Origin of the sequence: Streptomyces pacificus (assembly GCF_011766325.1) — a bacterium.
Taxonomy (GTDB): domain Bacteria; phylum Actinomycetota; class Actinomycetes; order Streptomycetales; family Streptomycetaceae; genus Streptomyces; species Streptomyces pacificus.
This window is the reverse complement of sequence record NZ_BLLG01000006.1, coordinates 57,242-75,603: the sequence shown is the minus strand read 5'-3', so window position 1 is coordinate 75,603 and position 18,362 is coordinate 57,242. Positions and strand designations below refer to the sequence as shown.

The following is an 18,362-nucleotide window of genomic DNA, read 5'->3' as shown; positions in this document are numbered from 1 at the left end:
TGCGTCCTCTCTAGCTGAGGTGGGCGGAGGCGTACTCAAGCGTCCGCAGGTAGGCGTCGGTGTCCTGGATGTGCGGAACGTCGTACCGCGCGCGCAGTTCGGGCATGGACGTCGGCAGAACACCACCGCTGCACCGCGTCACCTCACTGACATCCCGCAGCACCGACAGGTACGAGCGGGCCAGCGGAGGCAACCGGAGCAGCGCCTCGGGGTCGAGGGCGTCCGGGTCGGTGACCGGGATCGGGCCGAGGGTCCGCCCGAGGGCGGACGCGTGCTTGACGCACATCTCGACGGCCCGCTCCATGTCCATGGCCTCGTCGCCGTAGGTAACCCAGAACGAGCCCCCGTCGTCGCCCAGTTCGACAGCCCGCAACACGGCCTTCGCGAGCAGGTCCTGCGGCACGATATCGATCCGGTTGCCCTGGTGGACGGGGATGAACGGCGCCCGGCCACGGCAGATCCAGTCGGACATCAGCTGCACGATCTGGCCACGCGACGTCCAGCCGGTGGCCGAGTCACCGATCAGGTTGGTGGGCCGGAACACGGTGTACCGGACGCCGCTGTCGCGCAGCATCTGCTCGGAGCGCAGTTTGGAACGGACGTAGTTCATTGTCACGTTGGTGTCGCTGAGCTGGTGCGGGGCGTCCGTGAAGAGCGCGGCGACGAAAGCGGTGCTCATGAAGTGGACTGTGGCGCAGGCGTGTTCGGCGAACTCGATCACACGGCGGGTCCCGTCGACGTTGGCCGGCTTGTACCGCTCGTAGGGCAGCCCCCACTCGGTCAGCCCAGCCGAGTGGATGACGGTGTCGACGTCACGGGCCAGGGCCGCGTAGCTGTCCTCGTCAAGGCCGAAGCGGGGCCGCGTCAGGTCGGCGCCCAAGACCTCGTCATGGCCGGGCGGCAGGGCGGTGCCGCCCGGCCGGGCCATGGAGACGATCCGGACGGGCCGGCCGGGTGCCTCCCGTAGGACGGCCTGGCCGACGACGCCGGAGGCACCGGTCAACAGCACGGTGCAAGCCGGTTCGGTCATGCCCGGGACTCTTTCCACTCCATGAGCCTCGTGGTGGCGCGGGCGCCGACGTACAGCAGCGGATCCGGCGGGAAGCTGCGCTGCTTGCGGTGCTCGTCATCGACGTACAGCAGCCGTGTGTACTCGGAGTCCTTGCCCAGAACGAGGTCGCGCAGCACCTTTCCACCGGTGTGGGTGGCGGCGATACCGTTGCCGTTGAAGCCATAGCCGTAGAAGACGTCGGTGCCTGTGAGCCGCCCGAAGTGCGGGGCGTAGTCCCGGGTGACGTCGATGGTGCCGCCGTAGGCGTAGCTGAAATCCACATCGCCCCACATCGGGAAGAATCGGTGGAACTCATCGCGCAGCGCCCGGTAGGCGCGCTGGTCGTTCATCCTCCGTCGGCGCATGTCGCGTCCCATGAAGTAGAGGGCGGGGCCGCCGGCGAACATCAGCCGGTTGTCGGCCGTGAACCGGGCACAGGTCAGGAACGTCTTCGCCTCAACCATGCCCTCGCGGCCCGCCCAGGCGACCCGGTCGAGCTGCTCCTGGGTGAGCGGCTCGCTCACCATCGCGTAGCTCCAGATCGGCACCATCTTGTTCCGGAACGGCGCGAACGTGAACTGGTGCGCGTTCGCCGCGATGATCACCTTGTCAGCGGTCACCCGGCCGCCGGGCGTGACGACCGTGGGGCATGCCCCGGGCAGCACGCGCAGCACGGGTGTGTTCTCGTACACGGTGACGCCGCGCTCCTTGACGACCTTCGCCAGACCGCGGACCAGCTTGAACGGGTTCACCAGCGCTCCCCCGGTCCGCAGAGCGCCCAGCACGGCGGGGGAGCCGATGACGTCCTGTGCCTGCGCGGCCGTCAGGATCTCGGGCTGCTCCCTGCCGGCGATCCTGGATGCCAGTTCCCGATCCTGGCGCAGCCGGCGCAGCTGGGCCGTACCGGTAGCGACCATCAGGTAGTCGTTGGCCTCATATCCCGCATCGATCTCGTTACGGCGCAGGAATCGGCCGATTTCCAGAATGGACCGCCCCACGGCCTGCGACGCCTCCAGGGCGCGACGCGTGCCGAACTCCCGCACCAGTGCCTGGATGTCCTTGCCGATGGTCGGCGTGACGAATCCGTCGGCGCGGCCGGACGCCCCGTACCCGGAGTGCTGGGCCTCGACGACGCGGATGTCGAGCGCGGGCTCGGCCTCCTTGAGGAAGTAAGCGGCCCACAGGCCGGTGTATCCGCCGCCGACGATGGCGACATCGCAGTCAGTGGTGTCACGCAGCGGCGGTTCGGGGGTGACAGATTCGGTCTCGTGCCAGTAGACGACGTGCTTGCCTGTACCCACTACCGCCTCTTTTCGAGGATGATCCTCGACAACCCCAGGTGCCGGTTCTCGAAGTGCCGGACGCTCGCACCCAGGTACTTCTCGTAGTTGAGGACGTTCTGCTCGCCCGCCAGCCGTACTGCCGACTCGCGGTTCGCTGTAAGCCGACGCAGCCATTCGGCACATGTGCGGGCGTAGTGGTCCGGGTCGTTCCGCAGCGAGACGACGTCGAAGAGCTTCTCCGAGGACTCGACGATCTCGGAGAGCGCCGGGATCTCCGACTCCGGGAAGATGGTGTTGATGATGAACATGAGCTCACGCACGGTGGCCTTGTCCATCACGGTGTTGTTGCCCTTGATGTTGGTCTGGAGGGCGATCCGGCCGCGCGTCGGCAGCCATGCGGAGCACTGCTCGAAGAACTCCCGGTAGGCGGAGACCCGCTCCGCCCGGGACAGACCGGTGGTGGCGAAGTGCTCGAAGGCGCCGATGGAGATGATCGCGTCGTAGCCCTCGTCCGGCTGGTGGTCCCGCCAGTTCTCCACCCGGATCTCCGAACCCGGCAGCGCGACGTCGCGCATCAGTTTGGCCTGGCTGTCGCTGAGAGTGAGGCCGACGGCGTTCTCGACGCCGTAGATCCCGGTCAGCCGCTTCAACAGGCTTCCCCAGCCGCAGCCCACGTCCAGGACGCTCCGTGCGCCGGCCGCCTTGGCCCCCTCGATGAGGTAGTCCAGCTTGCGGGCCTGGGCGCTCTCCAGAGTCTCCTCGACACCGGACAGGCCGGTGCCGGAGTCGTCCCACAAGGCGCAGGTGTAGGTGAGGGAGCTGTCCAGCCACAGGGCGTAGAAGTCGTTGGAGACGTCGTAGTGGTGCCTGATCGCCTCCGCGGTGGCGCCCTGGTACACGGGGGCGGCGGTCATGCCGCCGCACCGGCGGACTTTGTGGCCTCCACCAGAGCGACCAGGTCACCGACGGTCTTGACGTTGGCCGCCTGGCTCGGATCGAACTCGATCTCGGCGTCGTCCTCGATGGTGTAGACGATGTCGGCGATCTGGAGGCTGGACAGACCGACGGAGTCGAAGGCCGTGGTCTCGTCCAGGGTCAGGCCCGCGGCCTTACTGCCGAGCTTCTTCTCTATGAGGGAGCAGACGGTCGCGACGGTGATCACGGTGATTTGCCTTTCGTTCGTCGATGGCCGAGAACCTACGACGCGGCGTGACGGAACACATGGCAGACCTGCATGGCAGATCCCTGCCGGTCGTCCGCCACCGCATATGGCAGATCACCGCCCCCGGGCGAGTCCCGGCTAGTGAGAACTAGCCGGTCAGTTCCTGTCCTCTGACATAACCATGTCACTTGCTCCCGGTCAGCGAGCGCCTTGTAATGGCCGAACTACCGTCTGACGAGGGGACGGCCATGAAGGATCCACCCCGCGTCGTCGACTTCATCGTGGAGTTCCTGCACCGGCAGGGAGTCGACCATGTGTTCGGAGTCGGCGGCGCCAACATCGAGGACCTCTACGACGCCCTGCACCATGCGCAGGCCGGCCCGCACGGCGTCGTGGCCAAGCACGAGTTCTCCGCGGCCACCATGGCGGACGGATACCACCGGGCCTCCCAGCGCGTACCCGTGATCGCCTCCACCTCGGGCGCCGGCGCGATGAACCTGGTACCCGGCATCGCCGAGCTCAGGGCCTCCTACGTACCGGCTCTCGTACTGATCGGGCAGCCGCAGACCGGTTTAGACGGACGCGGCTCCTTCCAGGAGACCAGTGGACTGGCCGGATCGATCGACGCCGCGCGGATGTTCGCCGAGTTGGCCGTGCACTGCGTACGCGTGGTCGATCCCGAATCAATCGTCCACGAACTGCCGCGGGCCCTCGCCGCGGCGACCGATCCTGTGACGCCCGGGCCCACGGTCCTCCTGCTGCCCAAGGACGTACAGCAGGCCGTGATCCCGCAGTGGCACTCGCCCGGGGCCGCCGAACCGGCCGCACCCCCGCTGTCGGAAGGCACCCGGCGCGCCCGTGCAGCGGACCTGCTGAGGGTGGCGTCAGGCCGCAAGGGCGGCGTCGTGGTGATCGCCGGCGAGCTGGTCGCCCGGGCCGATGCCCGTTCCCAACTGGCCCGCCTGGCACGGTCACTGGACGCCCAGGTCGCCGTCGTCCCGGATGCCAAGGACGTCTTCGACTCTCGCGACCCTCGCCACCTGGGCGTGGTCGGCGTGATCGGCCCCGCCGAGGTGCAGGAGGCAGTGGAGCGCGCGTCCGCCGTTCTCCTGGCCGGTACACGTCTGCCCCAGATGGCTGGAGCGGGCCTGCACGACCGCCTAAAGGGCGTACCGGTGGTGTGCGTCGACGCCCGCGATCCCTTCCTCGACGCACACGAGGAACTGGTGCAGCTCAAGGGGCCGATGGCCCAGGAACTGACTCTGCTGGCCCATGAGCTGGACAAGGACGGGGGTATGGCCCCGGCATCGCTGGCCCGGCGCCCCTCCACCGTGGGGACACTCCCGCCGGCCACCCCGCTGGACATGCGCCTCGCCGCACTCGTCGTCGCGTCCACCCTGCCCCACGGCGCGAACGTCGTGGCCGACGCGGGGAACACCGGGGCCGTCGCGATCCACCACATCGACGTCCCCGCGGGTGGCCGGTTCATCGCCGCGCTCGGCATGGGCGGCATGGGGCACAGCTTCGGGGCCGGGATCGGAGCCACGTTCGCGACCGGCCGCCGCACCTGCGTCATCGCCGGCGACGGGGCGTTCTTCATGCACGGCATGGAAGTGCACACCGCCATCGAACACGACCTGCCCGTCACGTTCGTCGTGCTCAACAACAACGCGCACGGCATGTGCGCCACTCGGGAGCAGCTGTTTTTCTCCGGTGACTACTCCTACAACGTTTTCCGCCCGGCCCGCATCGGCGACGGCGTCGCCGCCATGTTCCCCGGCCTGGCCACGGCGACGGTCCGTACCGCCGGAGAGCTGGGCGCGGCCCTGAACCGCGCCCACGCCACCACTTCGCCCGCGCTGATCTGTGTGGACGTCGACCCCAACGAAATACCGCCGTTCCGGCCCTTCCAGCAGCACTCGCTGGCCACCGGCCGCTAACGACCCGCCCGAGAAGGAGCAGTAACAGGATGACCACCTCCGCCAGCCAGCCGACCCCTCTCCACGGCTACGTCGCCCCCGACCCGATCCCGGCCGGCGTGAAGGACGTCCCCGACCTGCTGCGCTGGGAAACGACGCCGCGCGAACAGGCGATGGCCGTCGCCGCGCAGATGACGAAGGAGAGCTTCACCTACGACGAGGTGTACGGGCAGTTTGTCACCGTGCACCAGTACATAGACGCGCCGCCGCAGGCGGTCTACGAGTACCTCACCGACATCCGCAACCTCAACGAGTACACGTACAGCACCCGCGACTTCGCGCCCACCGACGTCCCCAGCGTCTACCAGGGCCGGGACGTCCTGCTCGACAGCGAGACCAAGATCTTCATGCGGATCGACGGCGACCCGAACGCGCTGACCGTGGACATGCGGTGCGCCTGGGACCAGGGCCAGGAACTGTGGATGAACTACCTCCACCGGATCGTCCCGGCCCAGACCGTCCTCGACAAGCCCGGCTCGGTCGTCATCTGGACCAACTGCCGCCACCCCTACTACGACAAGAACCCGCATCCGGAGCTGGCGACCACGCCCGAGCGCCCGTGGGTCGGCGACATGTGGCCCCTGTTCTACGCCGGCCACCAGGCGGAGATCGATAACCTGAAGAAGATCCTCGAACACCGCCACGGTGGCACCACCGCATGAGAGACGTCAGCCTTCTTGAACTCGCCTCCTACCTGCCGGGCGAACCGGTCGGCACCGAGTACTTCCAGCGGTACCGGGACGAGGACGCCGCACTCGCCGATCACACCATGTTCAAGGCCCCCAGCTTCCGCCACCAGGTGCCCCGCGACGAGACGCCCACCGAGATGATGGAGAAGGCCGCCCACGCCCTCGCCGAACGCATCGGGCAGGACGCGCTGCGCGGTGTCGACGCGGTCATCACCAACACGCTGCTGCCCGAGGTCCCGTTCACCGGACCCGGTGCCGAGGTCGCCCACCGGCTCAACATCAAGGCCGACTGGGTCATCGACGCGCACAACGGGGGCTGCGCCTCCTTCGTCCATCTGCTGCGGCTCGCGCGGGCCCTCATCGGCACCGGCCAGGCCACATCCGCGCTGCTGCTCAACGTGCAGAACAGCGCGGGCCCCGTGATGACCCAGTCCGAGGTGCGCCGCCTCCCCGAGGCGGTCATCCCCGGGGACGGCTGCGGGGCGGCGTTCGTGGCGGCCTCCGCCGAGTCACCGGTGCTCGGCATCAAGGCCGCCAACTACGGGGAGTTCACCCGGGACTGCGGCCTGACTCTGGACGACGGCCGCAAATACTGGGAGGCAGGAACCAGTCAGATGCACGTCGGGTTCACGCCGGGCCGAGTCAAGGAAATCGTCGAGCGGGGCAATCGGTTGGTGCCCGAGGTGGTCCTGAGGCTGTGCGAGGAGCTCGGCCTCAAGACCGACGACATCGACGTGCTGATCACCAACCAGCCCAACCGGATGTTTCTGGATCAGTGGCGGCAACGGCTGTCCATAGGCCCGGAGCGTCACCTGGACACCTTCGACCGCTTCGGGAACCTTTTCGGCGCTGCTGTCCCCATTACCCTGGATCACGGCATCCGCGAGGGCCGGATCAAGGACGACAGCCTGCTCACGCTGGCGGGCTTCGCCCACGCCGGGGACTTCGCGGGCGCCGCGGCGGTGCGCTGGCGGTCGGGAGGCGCCCGGGCGTAGAGCACGGCAACTTGCCTGGCAGGCAACCGAAGGAGGTTCCCAATGATGCTGTCAAGCCGTTGTGAGGGGCTCGTGGGAGCTTCGTCACGCCGCGGCGGCAGCTGGTCCCGGCAGGCGGGCGTCGAAGGTTCGGCCGTCGCGTATGAGGGCCCAGAGGACGTTCAGCAGACGCCTGGCGAGGGCCAGGATCGCCTGCTTGTGGGACCTTCCTTCATCGCGCTTGCGCCGGTAGAACGCCTTGGAGATAGGGCAGTGCATGGCGGCGTCCTGGGCGGAAAGGTAGAACATCCGCAGGAGTCTTCGGCTGTAGCGGCGAGGCCGGCGGAGGTTGCCGCTGACCTTGCCCGAGCCCGGGGGGACCGGGGCGAGTCCAGCGACGCCCGCGAGCCGGTCAGGACTGCCGAAGACGGCCATGTCGCCGCCCGTGGCAGCGATGAACTCGGCGCCCAGCATGTCGCCGATCCCGGGCATGCTGGTGATCACCTTGGCCTCGGGATGCTCGCGAAGCCGGCCCTCCATCAGGGTTTCAAGCGCTACCAGAGCGGGCTCGCGGTCCTCCTCGGGGACGCCGCGCACGCCATGGTGCCGACCCTCGGCCAAGGGGCCACTATGGCGACCGAGGACAGCGTGGTGCTCACCCACCACGCGGCGCCGGAAGCCGACCTGACGGCCGCGCTCGCCCGGTACGAACATCAGCGCCGCCCTCGTACGACGGCCCTCGTCCGCCGTGCGGAACGGACGTCCCGGTTGATGTCCGTGAGCTCCCCGGCCGGACTCGCCCTCCGCGACAGCGCGATCAGGGCCATGTCCAAGGTCGTCCCCGCACTGATGCTGCGCGGCTTCGACGGCGTCACGGACTGGTACCCGCCGGTCACCCCACAGGACCCCCGGTCACATGGCACCCATGTGACCGGGTAGCAGCGGTCCGCATCGGCCATTCCCTTTGCGGCCAGCTCATTAACCCTTCAACGAAAGAGAGTTGACTGTGCGTAAGTTATCGACGGTCACCGCGCTCACTGCGGCCGGAATCCTCCTGGGCGGCCTCGCCGTCGCCGCGCCGGCCACAGCGGTCGAGTCCGCGGCCTCCCAGACGGTGACGGCGACCTACGACTGCGGCCCGTACGGCACCACAGACCTGACGATCGAGGCGTCCACCGGCAATGGTGTCGTCGCGGTCCGGATCTCCACCAGCGGCGGCGTCGCCCCTGCGGACATCCCGGCCGACTCCATCAGTGCAACGCTTCGCCTTGAGCGCTCCGCGGGCGGCACCGTCGCCTTCAGCGGAACCGCCAACGACGCGGCGGCGGCCGACCAGCCTGTCACCATCGGCCCCCTGACCGGTGTGGTGTCCGCGGGCGAGAGCCTCGATTCCTACATCCCGGGAGCGGGCTCGACCGAAGCCTCGCTCGACTTGAACGTGCTCGGCACCGCCAACACCTGCGACGCCGTCACCCAGCAGAGTCCGGGCCCGATCATCGTCTGACCCCGGGACCGTCGCGTCACTCGTCGGCCCGGCCGTCCTGAGGCGGCCGGGCCTCCGGCGCGTGGTGCGTGCTGACAGGCAGGCCGCACCGGGAGGGCAGGGCGAGCGCGGCGAGGCAGGCGGGCCCCACCGCGAGGTCGAACACCTCCCACGGCTCATCACCCCGGGGCGTTCGCCGTACCACGTCAGCCCGCACGCGGCCGGGCTGCACGTCCACCAGGGCGAGGTCCGTCCCGATCCCGACACCCCACCCTTTGACCACGGCCTCCTTGCGGACCCAACACCGAGTCAGCCTGTCGTCCCGCCGGGTGCCCACGGGGGCATCGCGCACATGAGCCCGTTCGCCGGGGCTTAGACAGCGCCGTACGACGGCGGGCACCTGGTGCGGCCCCCGCGCCTCAATGTCGACGCCCACCGGCACGCCGGGCGAGAGCGCGAGCACCCACCACGAATCCGACCGTGACACGCCGATCCGCCAGTCGCTGACGGGGTGCAGCAGCCGGGGCGGGCCATGACAGTCGTCGCCACACCCGGAACAAGGGTCATTGCCGAAGACCACGTCCTGCGCCGCCACTCCCAGCCACGCGGCCACGGTCCGTCGTACGGCGGCCCGGGCACCCGCATACCGCGCGCCCGCGACCGGGTCCTGGAAGGCGGCCAGGCGCCGGGCCTCCCGCGCGTCCAACAGGGCCAGGTCGGCGCGCGAGGCGACCTCCGGCACTCGGCCGACCCACACATGGACGCCGGCCCGGCCCCCGCTCACGCCGTGTTCCCCTGCACCATCCGCACGACGTGCACCCGTGACGCGCAGTCCAGTTTCTGCATCACCACCCGCAGGTGGTTGGTCACCGTCCACTCCGAGATGCCCAGCCGGCGGGCGATCTGCCGGTTGGTCAGCCCCTCCGCGACCAGCAGAGCGACCTCGTACTGGCGTGGTGTAAGCCCGTACGGCGCCTCCCCAGCCCTCGGACGCGACCGCTCGAACGCGGAAGGCGTCGCGAACAGCGCTGCTACCAGCGCGTCGTGCGGTGAGACCCCCTCGGCGTCGAACCGAAGCTGCCGCAGCAGGGCCGCGTCGACGCTCCCCGCCAGCTGCTCCTTGAGCACCCGCATGGTGACGCCGTCATCAGCGACGGCACCGTACCGCCTCCGAATGGCCTCCGCGTACACGAGTACCCGGGCCGCGGTGTGACGCTGCTCGTCGTCGTCACTCACGCCGATGGAGGTGACGGCCACGGTCTCCAGCACATCCGCGACCTGGTGAGGGTCCGCGACCCCCACCAGTAGGCGCGCGGCTTCGCAGGCACTCTCATACGCCTCCTGGTTCCGCCCGAGCACGCGCCGCACGCGGGCGAGTGCCGTGAGAAGGGAGGCATGGAGAGCCGCGTCCTCGGCGGTGTCCTCCAAGGCGCGGAGGAGAGGCTGCTCGGCCTCCGGGTCACCGCCGTCGGCCCGGAGCAGGGCCTGGCCGCGCCGGGCCAGGGCGGCGGTGCGGCGGTCCTCGTGGGCGTCGAGCCGTTGCACGGCCGAGCAGAGCAGCACGGCAGCGGCAGCCGACTCGCCCCGACTCCGCAGCAACTCCCCGGTGAACGCCGTCACCTGTGCCTGCACCGCAGGTAGCCCCGCCGCAGCGGCGGACGCCCGGTCGAGGTCCCGCTGCGCTCGGCGGTGGTCACCGTGCCCGAGTGCCCAGCGGACCACCACGATCAGCGCCTCGACCACGACCGCGCCCTGCCCGTCGCCCCGGTCGATGCCCTGCGCCTCGGCCAGGACCCCGCCCTGCGCCCCCGTTCCGTCGGCGCCCCGCGCCTCCGCCTCGACGGCGTTCCGCGCCGCTGCGGCGGACCAGGCTTCGGCAGCCCGCTCGATCGCGTCCGCTGCCTCCGGGGCCAGCCTCTGCCAGAGCAGGGGCCCCTCCAGGGCGCTCAGGAGGCGTAGTACGGCGATGTGGTCACCCCGCTCGGCCAGGTGGCGAGTGGCTTTGAGGATGTCGGGGAGGTGGGCCGCGACGGTGTGGACAACCTGATCGACATGGCGACCGGCTCGCAGGGCCGTGGCCGTGGTGACGGCGAAGGCGGACCAGTGGGCGGCATAGCGGTCCAGGGCGCCAGCCAGATCCGCGGCGCCGGACCCCGGTCGCCCGTGGTGGCAGCGGGCCATGTGAGTGAGGCGGAATTCCGGGTCGCCGTCCTGGCCAGGGGCGCTCAGGAGCAGGCTCCTCTGGACCAGTGAGTCGATCCCTGCCGCCGCCTCGGCGTGGTCGAGCCCCGTCACGCGCTGTACCGTCGGCAGGTCGATGTACGTCTCGAACACCGACAGGTGGCGCAGCATCGACAGGTCGCTCTCGGTCAGCGTCCCGGACGCCCAGGCCAGGGCGTCGGTCATGCTCCGGTGCCGCTCCGGTATGTCGCGCGGGCGGTTTCTGTTCGGGCTCTCGCCGCGCTTGAGGCGCTCTAGCAGGGCGCGGGGGCCCTCTGTGCCGGCTGCCTCCGCAGCCATCTCGATGGCCAGCGGAATCCCGTCCAGCGTGCGGCAGATATCGGTCACCGCCAACTGCCCCGGGCCGCCGTCCAGGCCCGCCCCGTGGTACGGCCGCATCCGGTCCGCGAAGATCGCCTCCGCGGGCGACCCCGCCCCGGTGGGCAGCGGGCCGACACGGACGATTCGCTCGGCCCGGATGTCCAGCCAGACGCGGCTGGTGAGGAGGACTCGCAGCTTTGGGCAGGACCGGAGCAGCGCAGCGATGTCCAAGGCGATGTCCGCCGCCACCCGGTCGCTGTTGTCCAGGATCAGCAGCAGCTCCCTCGCCCCGACACGCTCGGCGGCCTCGCGCGCGGTACCGGCACCGACCAGTGTCCACACCGCTCTGCCATCCGCCGCGTCGGCGAGGTCCGCCCACAGCACGGCCGTCGGCCCGGCGGCCTCGCGGGCCCAGGCGGTCACGGCCACGTGTGCCAAGTGGCTCTTACCCACGCCGGCGGGGCCGGCCAGCGTGAGCTGCCGTGACTGCTCCTGCCCCTGCGCCCGGTCCAGCCACTCTCGGACCAGGACCAGTTCACGCTCCCGCCCGTAGATCTCGCCGAAGCCCAGGTCGGGCGGCGCGGCGCCGCCCTGCCGTTGTGTGGAAAGCCTGCTGGTACTCCTCACGTCGTCGCCGCGCCGGACGTCCGGTACCGTGCTACCACTTCGGCAAGCCGCCCCAGCAGCTCGTCCGCGTGCGAGCGGACGAAGAAGTGCCCGCCCGGCATGGTTCTCAGCTCGCTGCCCCGCCCGCCGTGCGCCCGCCACGCCGCCATCTTCGGCAGTGGCACGAGATAGTCGTCCACGCCGGTGAACAGGTGCAGGGGCACCCGCAGCGGCTCGATGCCTGTCGGCTCCACCCACTCTGCGCACAGCCGCAGATCGTCTCGCACCAGCGGCATGTACGCCGCACGGAACCGCGACCGACGGGCAAGCTCCCAGGGGATGCCCCCCAGGTCGGCCAGGCTCGCGGCGAGCGTCTCGTCGTCGGCGTCCGGGTCGAGGATCCGGCTCGGTCGCACGTGCGGCGCGCGGTGCGAGCTGAGTACGAGCGCCCGCTGCAGCGGTGCACCCCGCCGCTGCCGGGCGAGGGCGAGGGCATGCGCGATGAACGCGCCCATGCTGTGCCCGTATAGGACGTACGGCCGGGTGAATACCTCGTCGAGGTGTTCGTCCAAGTCCGCTACAAGCGCATCGAGTTCAGCGAACCGTGGCTCGTGGGCACGCTCCTCACGCCCGGGCAAACGGATCGGCAAGACCCGCACCCCGGAACCGTTCGCGTCGAGCCGCTCCTGCCAGCGGGCGTAGGCGGACGCCCCGCCACCGGCGCACGGCAGACAGAACAGGTCCAGCTCAGCCCCGGGCTCCAGCGGCGTCGAGCACGTCAGGTACGGCGTCATCACATACGTCCCCCGGCCGCGCATCAGATCAGCTGCCGGGCGGCGACCGTATGGTCGTAGTACAGCGTCCCGTCGACGAGGGACTTCCCATCGAACTGAGAGACCACGGTCACGGGCAGCTGCATCCGCTGGCCCCGGTTCGATATGCCCTGCCAGTCGGCGGACTGCGTGCCGTTGAACCAACCCTCCAGAATGACCACGTCGGCGGTGTGATGGATCGATAGCACCTCGTGCTCAAGCTCCGGGAACGCGGCGAGCATCCCCTCGAAGTGGCGCCAGATCTCGTCGTCCCCAACGAGCGGCTGCTCACCGAACGGCACGATGCGGCACACGCCACGGGACCTGCCCACCGAGCGCAATACCATGGCAACAACCTGCTTGATGACAACGTCTTCGCGCTGTTTCCGCAGGCCGGTACATCCCTGATGATCGCTGTTTGTGCGCATACCACTTTCCCCCCGCTGCCTGCCGTCTTGCGTTCCGACCAGCGCACCGCTTCAGGACCGCGCCCATTGCGCACCACACGATGCGATGTAGAGGGCCTTTCCCTAACACCGCTCCTTGGGCGCTGAAGACTATAGCCGCACCTTCAGCACTTGATCAGTTTTGGTCCAGCTGGCTATTTCCCTGCTCTGCATCGACTCGCGAACGAGACCACGGGCACACTGGCTTCAGAAGTTTACGCTTTGGGGAATACCTGCCGCCCGCCCTGCACCCCTGCCCCGCACACAGCCGCCGACTCAGATCTATGAATCACCGTGCGAATTCAAGAGGTCTGACCAAACATGCCAGTCGCATCCCGCCTCAAAATAGGCCCCCGCTTTCCGCTTCCGGCTATCCGCCGGAAGCGGAACAGGAAGCTCCGCTACCTCCGCACCAATGCGGCTATCCAGCCGCCATTACGCGTCTATGATTCAAAGCTACACCCCCTCATCCGCGCAACCGAGATTCCGATCTTGGCCTAAACACGTAAGCGTCCCCCTCGACTTTCAACGTTCTGACTAATCGTCAGCCTTGTCCCTCGCGCGGGTGACGTGTGGCCATCGGCGCGGCCGGGAGGCAGACGCAATGCCACGCAGCGTAAGTTGATCAAACTGTTCGGGTGGCCTGCTCTGGCAGGTTGACCAGGCGTACGGTGGGTGGCCCAGCGTGGCGGACACCGCGGTCGTCGGGTCGTTTGGCCGCGAATCGGCTGCGTCGTACGCGTTTGACCTTGCGGGGGTAACTGCGGTGGCGGCGCCGGGGGTTGAGGTGGCGTTGGCGGGTGATCTCCCGCTGGATCTCGGTGACGGCGGCAGCCAGGTCCTCAGGGGGAAACGGCCGCCGGATCGGCGATCCGGCGGCGCACGATCCGCAGCGTGCGGGTGGGGCTGAGCCGGTCGGGGTCGAGCCCGGCCTCCGAGGCCGCCCGGCACATCAGGTCTCGCCTCGGGCTTCCTCCAGACCCCACCTCACGGTGGCGCCCTTGCCTCCGGCTCGGGGTTAGCACCACCTCCTCCCCCAGGGGACTTTCACCCCCAAGCAATCGCCCATGCTGGGCGCACACGACGAAGCCCCGGGCCGCTGGCCTGGGGCTTTCTCGTGGAGCGGGTGACGAGAATCGAACTCGCGCTCTGAGCTTGGGAAGCTCATGTTCTACCATTAAACTACACCCGCGTGGCAGTTCGGTTGATCACTGCCGCAGTGTTGCTTACTGTACCTCATTGAAGACCCCCGGTGCAGTGCGCCGAGGGTCCTTGTATTTCTCGGCCCGGGTGCCGCCGCGGATGCCGGGCCGTCGATTCGCCCGCGGCCGGCCGTCGCGGCGGCGGGTTCGCGCGGCCCCTCCCGGTCTGACCCGGCCCCTCCAGGCCCCGCCCGGCGCGGGCGGAGCCCTGTCGCGCGGACGCCGGAGCGGGCCCCGGAGCGGTGGGTTCCGGAGCATCCGCGGGGTGTCCGGAGTGGCTGCGGCACGGAGGGGGCGGGGCGTACCGTTGCGGGCGGAGTGCCGCGTGGAGCGCTGTCCCGTTGATCCCCTAATGTGGCGGTCTCGTCCATGCTTGTTGGGGAAGGGACTTGATGCAGCCGATGGACTCCAAGGACTCGATGGATCAGGGCGGTTCGCTCGCCCGCACCGTCGTCCGCTGTGCCGAGGGGCACGTTTTCACCACCTCGTCGTTCCCGATGCAGCAGCTCGGTGCCCGACGGATCGGCCCCGGGCGGCTCATCCGCTGTCCCCGGTGCGCGCGGTTGCGTCAGGCCGTCCCCGTGGCGCTGCAGAGGAGCTGACCGGAGAGCGCCGGCTCTGCGCAGGTGCCCGGCGCAGGTGCCGAAACCTCGCGGCTCGGCCTCGAGGAAGCCCGATTCCGTACGGGTGTGGCGTGCCCGGCGCGGCCCCTGCCGGGCGGCGCCGGGCACCACCGGCGCGGAGCGCGGTTGCGCCGGGGCCCGCGGGACGCCCGGCCGTCCCGCGGGCCTGCGGCTCGGCCCGTCGGGCCGGGGTGGTGGCCGCGGGAGGCCGAGGCGTCCGCGCGGGCCGGCGGCGATGGCCCGTACGGACGGGCCCGGCAGGACAGCGGGGCGGCGATCGCGGCACGGCGACGCGGGTGGCGAGGGTGGCGAGGGGGCGTCCGGGGCCGCCCGATTGGGGCGGGCCCGTGCGCTCTGCGTATCCTCGGGGCGTGCTTCTCTCAGACAAGGACATCCGGGCCGAGATCGACGCGGGGCGGGTGCGTATCGACCCGTTCGACGACTCGATGGTGCAGCCCTCGAGTATCGACGTGCGCCTCGACCGCTACTTCCGGGTGTTCGAGAACCACCGCTATCCCCACATCGACCCCGCCGTCGAGCAGGCCGACCTGACACGGCTGGTCGAGCCGGAGGGCGACGAGGCGTTCATCCTGCACCCCGGCGAGTTCGTGCTGGCGTCGACGCACGAGGTCATCACGCTGCCCGACGACATCGCCTCCCGGCTGGAGGGCAAGAGCTCCCTGGGCCGGCTCGGCCTGGTCACGCACTCCACGGCCGGCTTCATCGACCCCGGGTTCTCCGGGCACGTCACGTTGGAACTGTCCAACCTCGCCACCCTGCCCATCAAGCTGTGGCCGGGCATGAAGATCGGGCAGCTGTGCATGTTCCGGCTGAGTTCGCCCGCGGAGCACTCGTACGGTTCCGAGAAGTACGGATCCCGGTACCAGGGGCAGCGGGGCCCGACGGCCTCGCGGTCGTTCACGAACTTCCACCGCACGCAGGTGTGAGGCGGGGCCCCGCCCGGGGCAATGTGCTCGCCGCACACCGCGCCCGGCCGTACGCGGCGGATGGCTCACCGTGTGCGCCCGATGGTGCGGGCGGGGCGTGCGCGGCGGACGCGCTCCGTGTGTGAGGGGTGGCGTACCGTGTACGGCGGTATGCGGGACCGTGCCCCGCGAGCCGCCCGGTCGTGGGGCATGTCTGCGGTCGTCGGTGAAGTCCCCGGCAAGGCAGACGAGTTGGTTTCCGGCCAAGAGGTCGCGCCGCCGTGCCGTCGTCTACTCTGGTGGCCAGTCAGCCGATCCCCACGCAGAGAGGGCACCCTCGTGTCCGATGACGCACAAGCGGCCAGTGCCGAGATCCGGGCGCGGATCGACACGAGCAAGCCGCACTCCGCACGCTTCTGGAACTACTTCGTCGGCGGCAAGGACCACTACGAGATCGACCGCGAGGTCGGGGAGCAGATCAGGGACATCTTCCCCGGTCTCGTCGATGTGGCGCGCACCAGCCGCCACTTCCTCGGGCGCGCGGTGCGCCATCTCGCGGGGGAGCAGGGCGTCCGGCAGTTCCTCGACATCGGCACCGGTCTGCCGACGGCCGACAACACCCACGAGGTGGCGCAGCGGGTGGCCCCTGACGCGCGGATCGTGTACGTCGACAACGACCCGCTGGTCCTCACACACGCCCGTGCCCTGCTCACGAGCACTCCTGAGGGCGCGACGGCCTACATCGACGCCGACATGTACGATCCGGACGCCGTCCTGGAGGCGGCGGCCGAATGCCTGGACTTCTCCGAGCCCGTCGCCCTGGTGATCCTCAACACCCTCGGCCATGTCTCGGACTACGGCCGGGCCCGGGCGCTCGTCTCACGGCTGATGGACGGCCTGCCGTCCGGGAGCTTCCTGGTCATCAGCGACAGCACGGCCACGAGCCAGGGGATGATCGCCGCGTCGGAGGCGTACAACGCCAGCGGCGCCATCCCCTACTACGTGCGCGCCGTCGAGGAGATCGCCGGCTTCTTCGAGGGCCTGGACCTGGTCGAGCCCGGCATCGTGCAGGTCACCCGGTGGCGTCCGGACGCTGACGGCGCACAGGGCGAACCGGCGGATGTCGACGCCTACGGCGGGGTGGGCCGCAAGGCCTGACCGCCACGGCCCGGTGGCCGGGTGACCGCCCAGGCCCCCGGGCCCCGGACCGCCCGCGTGGTCCCGGTGGTCCGCCGGGACCGACGGCCCCCGCCGTCGGCGGCCGCGGTGTCCCCCGACGGCGTCCGCTCCCGGCAGGGGCCTCTTGCCCGTCCTGCGGTCGCCCGTCCCGAGCCCTTCGCCCTGCGGTCCGGTGCCCCGCGACCGCGGGGCCGGTCAGATGGTGCCGAGCTTGATGATCGCGAGCAGTGCGATCAGCTGCAGCGCCGAGGCACCCAGGGCCTTCGGCCACGGCAGCTCGTGCGACTTGCCCACCATGATCGTGAACAGCGCCGCCGCCCCGAGCCAGGTCACCCAGCCCACCATCTGCACCAGGGAGTTCTCACCGCCCAGGAAGAGGGCGACGAGCAGTCTCGGCGCGTCCGTGAGGGACATGATCAGCATGGACAGGCCCACCGTGGGCTGCCATGCGCCGTCGCCGCCGAGCTGCCGGGCCAGGGTGTGGGTGACCGCGCCGAGGACCAGACCGCCGAGGACGAAGCCGATGCCGGTGATGACGACGGACGTGAGGACGGTCGAGAACGGTGAGCTGATCGCCTCCTCGCGCGTCTGGTCGAATCCGAAGATCGCGAGCAGTCCGTAGAGGAACGTGACGCTCAGCGCGGGGCCCCAGACCGGGTAGTCGCGCATCCGCAGGAAGGTCGGGCCTGGGCGCAGCACGATGCCGCTGAGCAGTTCCTTCCAGTGCAGTCGCGGGCCGGACGGGACGGGTGCGGCGCCGGCGTGGTACGTCGAGCCCTCGCCGTAGGGGTCCTCGCCGATGCTGAAGGCCTGGGTGTGCCCGGGGTTGTCGGCGTACGGGTCGGGCCCGTGCCCCCCGCCCCGGTGACCGCCGGGCTGCTGGTGCTGGTGCTGGTGGTACGGGTCGCCGAAGTACTCGGGCTCGCCGTGCTGCGCCTGGCGCCCGTTCCCGTGGCCCGGTCCGCCCTGCCCTGCGCCGCGCTCCCCACCGGTGTTGCGGGGCCACTGCGCCTGCGCTTGGGGCGCGTACGAGGGCGGCGCCTGGCCTCCTCCGGGGTCGTACGGCTGTCCGTACGGTGGAGGGGGCGCCTGCTGCGGTTGTTGTTGCCGTGTGCGGTCGTTGTCCCGGCCGCGTCCGATCCTGAATCCAGCCACGCATTCGAACGTACCCGGTCCTGCTGTGTCCGGTGTCCGGGGCCGGGTAACCGGGGACCTTTGCTGCCGAGCTGTGACATCCCGTAGTAGGTGCCCGGAGCCTTCCGCAGGTCCGCTCCGGGCTGTTCGGGTCTGGGGGCCGGCGGCCCCTTGCGGGAACGCGGAGAGCGTCGGCGGCCGATCCGGATCGGCCGCCGACGCTCTCCGCCGGGAACGGCAGAGGCGGCCGGCCCTGCCCCCGAGGCAGATCC

The 18,362-nt window shown here is 70.1% G+C and carries 17 protein-coding genes, 1 tRNA gene and 1 pseudogene; 8 read left to right on the top strand and 11 right to left on the bottom strand.

Annotated elements, in window-relative coordinates; genetic code table 11:
- Positions 1-10 precede the first annotated feature (10 nt).
- The 4 genes from SCWH03_RS12455 to SCWH03_RS12440 are packed head-to-tail and all read right to left on the bottom strand — an operon-like array spanning position 11 to position 3,496.
- Complete coding sequence (locus tag SCWH03_RS12455; protein WP_173264254.1) at positions 11-1,030, bottom strand: SDR family oxidoreductase; 1,020 nt, start codon at positions 1,028-1,030, stop codon at positions 11-13.
- Entirely contained in the window at positions 1,027-2,352 is a 1,326-nt protein-coding gene (locus SCWH03_RS12450; RefSeq protein WP_173264253.1) for an NAD(P)/FAD-dependent oxidoreductase, read from the bottom strand. The genes SCWH03_RS12455 and SCWH03_RS12450 overlap by 4 nt, the downstream gene beginning before the upstream one ends.
- Positions 2,352-3,248, bottom strand: coding sequence for an SAM-dependent methyltransferase (locus SCWH03_RS12445; RefSeq protein ID WP_173264252.1), 897 nt, complete (start codon positions 3,246-3,248; stop codon positions 2,352-2,354). Before SCWH03_RS12445 ends, SCWH03_RS12450 begins: the two co-directional genes overlap by 1 nt.
- Positions 3,245-3,496, bottom strand: a complete 252-nt coding sequence (locus SCWH03_RS12440; RefSeq protein WP_173264251.1) for an acyl carrier protein — start codon at positions 3,494-3,496, stop codon at positions 3,245-3,247. The genes SCWH03_RS12445 and SCWH03_RS12440 overlap by 4 nt, the downstream gene beginning before the upstream one ends.
- A gap of 248 nt (positions 3,497-3,744) precedes the next feature.
- Here SCWH03_RS12440 and SCWH03_RS12435 point away from each other — a divergent pair, with 248 nt between their 5' ends.
- From SCWH03_RS12435 to SCWH03_RS12425, 3 genes are read left to right on the top strand one after another with little or no spacing between them, the layout of a single operon-like run.
- Positions 3,745-5,436, top strand: a complete 1,692-nt coding sequence (locus tag SCWH03_RS12435; protein ID WP_173264250.1) for a thiamine pyrophosphate-binding protein — start codon at positions 3,745-3,747, stop codon at positions 5,434-5,436.
- 29 nt (positions 5,437-5,465) lie between these two features.
- On the top strand, positions 5,466-6,137 hold the full coding sequence (locus tag SCWH03_RS12430) for an SRPBCC family protein (protein ID WP_173264249.1): 672 nt from the start codon (positions 5,466-5,468) through the stop codon (positions 6,135-6,137).
- A complete protein-coding gene (locus SCWH03_RS12425) occupies positions 6,134-7,159 on the top strand; it encodes a 3-oxoacyl-ACP synthase III family protein (RefSeq protein ID WP_173264248.1) in 1,026 nt (341 codons plus the stop codon). The genes SCWH03_RS12430 and SCWH03_RS12425 overlap by 4 nt, the downstream gene beginning before the upstream one ends.
- A gap of 84 nt (positions 7,160-7,243) precedes the next feature.
- On the opposite strand, the pseudogene SCWH03_RS28995 reads toward SCWH03_RS12425, so the two are convergent.
- Positions 7,244-7,687 (bottom strand): annotated as a pseudogene (locus SCWH03_RS28995) (transposase); the annotation flags it as partial.
- Between SCWH03_RS28995 and SCWH03_RS28990 the strand changes: the two are divergent.
- Together SCWH03_RS28990 and SCWH03_RS12415 are read left to right on the top strand one after the other, a co-directional pair.
- Positions 7,655-8,077, top strand: a complete 423-nt coding sequence (locus SCWH03_RS28990; protein ID WP_308788865.1) for an FAD-dependent oxidoreductase — start codon at positions 7,655-7,657, stop codon at positions 8,075-8,077. The pseudogene SCWH03_RS28995 and the gene SCWH03_RS28990 sit on opposite strands and share 33 nt — an antisense overlap.
- Positions 8,078-8,144: 67 nt before the next feature.
- Entirely contained in the window at positions 8,145-8,642 is a 498-nt protein-coding gene (locus SCWH03_RS12415; RefSeq protein ID WP_173264246.1) for a hypothetical protein, read from the top strand.
- A gap of 16 nt (positions 8,643-8,658) precedes the next feature.
- Here SCWH03_RS12415 and SCWH03_RS12410 read toward each other — a convergent pair whose 3' ends face one another.
- From SCWH03_RS12410 to SCWH03_RS12390, 5 genes are all read right to left on the bottom strand, one after another.
- A complete protein-coding gene (locus tag SCWH03_RS12410) occupies positions 8,659-9,405 on the bottom strand; it encodes a 4'-phosphopantetheinyl transferase family protein (RefSeq protein WP_173264245.1) in 747 nt (248 codons plus the stop codon).
- Positions 9,402-11,789, bottom strand: coding sequence for a helix-turn-helix transcriptional regulator (locus tag SCWH03_RS12405; RefSeq protein ID WP_173264244.1), 2,388 nt, complete (start codon positions 11,787-11,789; stop codon positions 9,402-9,404). The genes SCWH03_RS12410 and SCWH03_RS12405 overlap by 4 nt, the downstream gene beginning before the upstream one ends.
- On the bottom strand, positions 11,786-12,562 hold the full coding sequence (locus tag SCWH03_RS12400; RefSeq protein WP_254076711.1) for a thioesterase II family protein: 777 nt from the start codon (positions 12,560-12,562) through the stop codon (positions 11,786-11,788). Before SCWH03_RS12400 ends, SCWH03_RS12405 begins: the two co-directional genes overlap by 4 nt.
- 23 nt (positions 12,563-12,585) lie before the next feature.
- The gene (locus tag SCWH03_RS12395) at positions 12,586-13,008 is read right to left on the bottom strand and encodes an ester cyclase (protein ID WP_173264243.1); all 423 of its coding nucleotides are present in this window, start codon (positions 13,006-13,008) and stop codon (positions 12,586-12,588) included.
- Between the two features lie 1,136 nt (positions 13,009-14,144).
- Positions 14,145-14,218, bottom strand: a tRNA-Gly gene (locus SCWH03_RS12390).
- 402 nt (positions 14,219-14,620) lie between these two features.
- Between SCWH03_RS12390 and SCWH03_RS12385 the strand changes: the two genes are divergently transcribed.
- The 3 genes from SCWH03_RS12385 (at position 14,621) to SCWH03_RS12375 (ending at position 16,935) form a co-directional block, all read left to right on the top strand.
- The gene (locus SCWH03_RS12385) at positions 14,621-14,830 is read left to right on the top strand and encodes a hypothetical protein (protein ID WP_254076710.1); all 210 of its coding nucleotides are present in this window, start codon (positions 14,621-14,623) and stop codon (positions 14,828-14,830) included.
- A 392-nt stretch (positions 14,831-15,222) separates the two neighbouring features.
- On the top strand, positions 15,223-15,798 hold the full coding sequence (gene dcd, locus SCWH03_RS12380) for a dCTP deaminase (protein WP_173264242.1): 576 nt from the start codon (positions 15,223-15,225) through the stop codon (positions 15,796-15,798).
- Between the two features lie 318 nt (positions 15,799-16,116).
- Positions 16,117-16,935 carry an SAM-dependent methyltransferase gene (locus SCWH03_RS12375; protein ID WP_173264241.1) on the top strand — a complete coding sequence of 273 codons (819 nt, stop codon included), beginning with the start codon at positions 16,117-16,119 and terminating at the stop codon, positions 16,933-16,935.
- A 216-nt stretch (positions 16,936-17,151) separates the two neighbouring features.
- On the opposite strand, the gene SCWH03_RS12370 is transcribed toward SCWH03_RS12375, so the two are convergent.
- The gene (locus SCWH03_RS12370; protein WP_173264240.1) at positions 17,152-18,111 is read right to left on the bottom strand and encodes a Yip1 family protein; all 960 of its coding nucleotides are present in this window, start codon (positions 18,109-18,111) and stop codon (positions 17,152-17,154) included.
- Positions 18,112-18,362: the final 251 nt, after the last annotated feature.

What these genes read in the sequence shown, in the direction of transcription:
- SCWH03_RS12435 (WP_173264250.1), top strand. Translation starts at nt 3,745, where the DNA reads ATGAAGGATCCACCCCGCGTCGTCGACTTCATCGTGGAGTTCCTGCAC.
- SCWH03_RS12430 (WP_173264249.1), top strand. Translation starts at nt 5,466, where the DNA reads ATGACCACCTCCGCCAGCCAGCCGACCCCTCTCCACGGCTACGTCGCC.
- SCWH03_RS12400 (WP_254076711.1), bottom strand. Translation starts at nt 12,562, where the DNA reads ATGACGCCGTACCTGACGTGCTCGACGCCGCTGGAGCCCGGGGCTGAG.
- SCWH03_RS12425 (WP_173264248.1), top strand. Translation starts at nt 6,134, where the DNA reads ATGAGAGACGTCAGCCTTCTTGAACTCGCCTCCTACCTGCCGGGCGAA.
- SCWH03_RS12455 (WP_173264254.1), bottom strand. Translation starts at nt 1,030, where the DNA reads ATGACCGAACCGGCTTGCACCGTGCTGTTGACCGGTGCCTCCGGCGTC.
- SCWH03_RS12395 (WP_173264243.1), bottom strand. Translation starts at nt 13,008, where the DNA reads ATGCGCACAAACAGCGATCATCAGGGATGTACCGGCCTGCGGAAACAG.
- SCWH03_RS12445 (WP_173264252.1), bottom strand. Translation starts at nt 3,248, where the DNA reads ATGACCGCCGCCCCCGTGTACCAGGGCGCCACCGCGGAGGCGATCAGG.
- SCWH03_RS28990 (WP_308788865.1), top strand. Translation starts at nt 7,655, where the DNA reads ATGCTCGCGAAGCCGGCCCTCCATCAGGGTTTCAAGCGCTACCAGAGC.
- SCWH03_RS12385 (WP_254076710.1), top strand. Translation starts at nt 14,621, where the DNA reads ATGCAGCCGATGGACTCCAAGGACTCGATGGATCAGGGCGGTTCGCTC.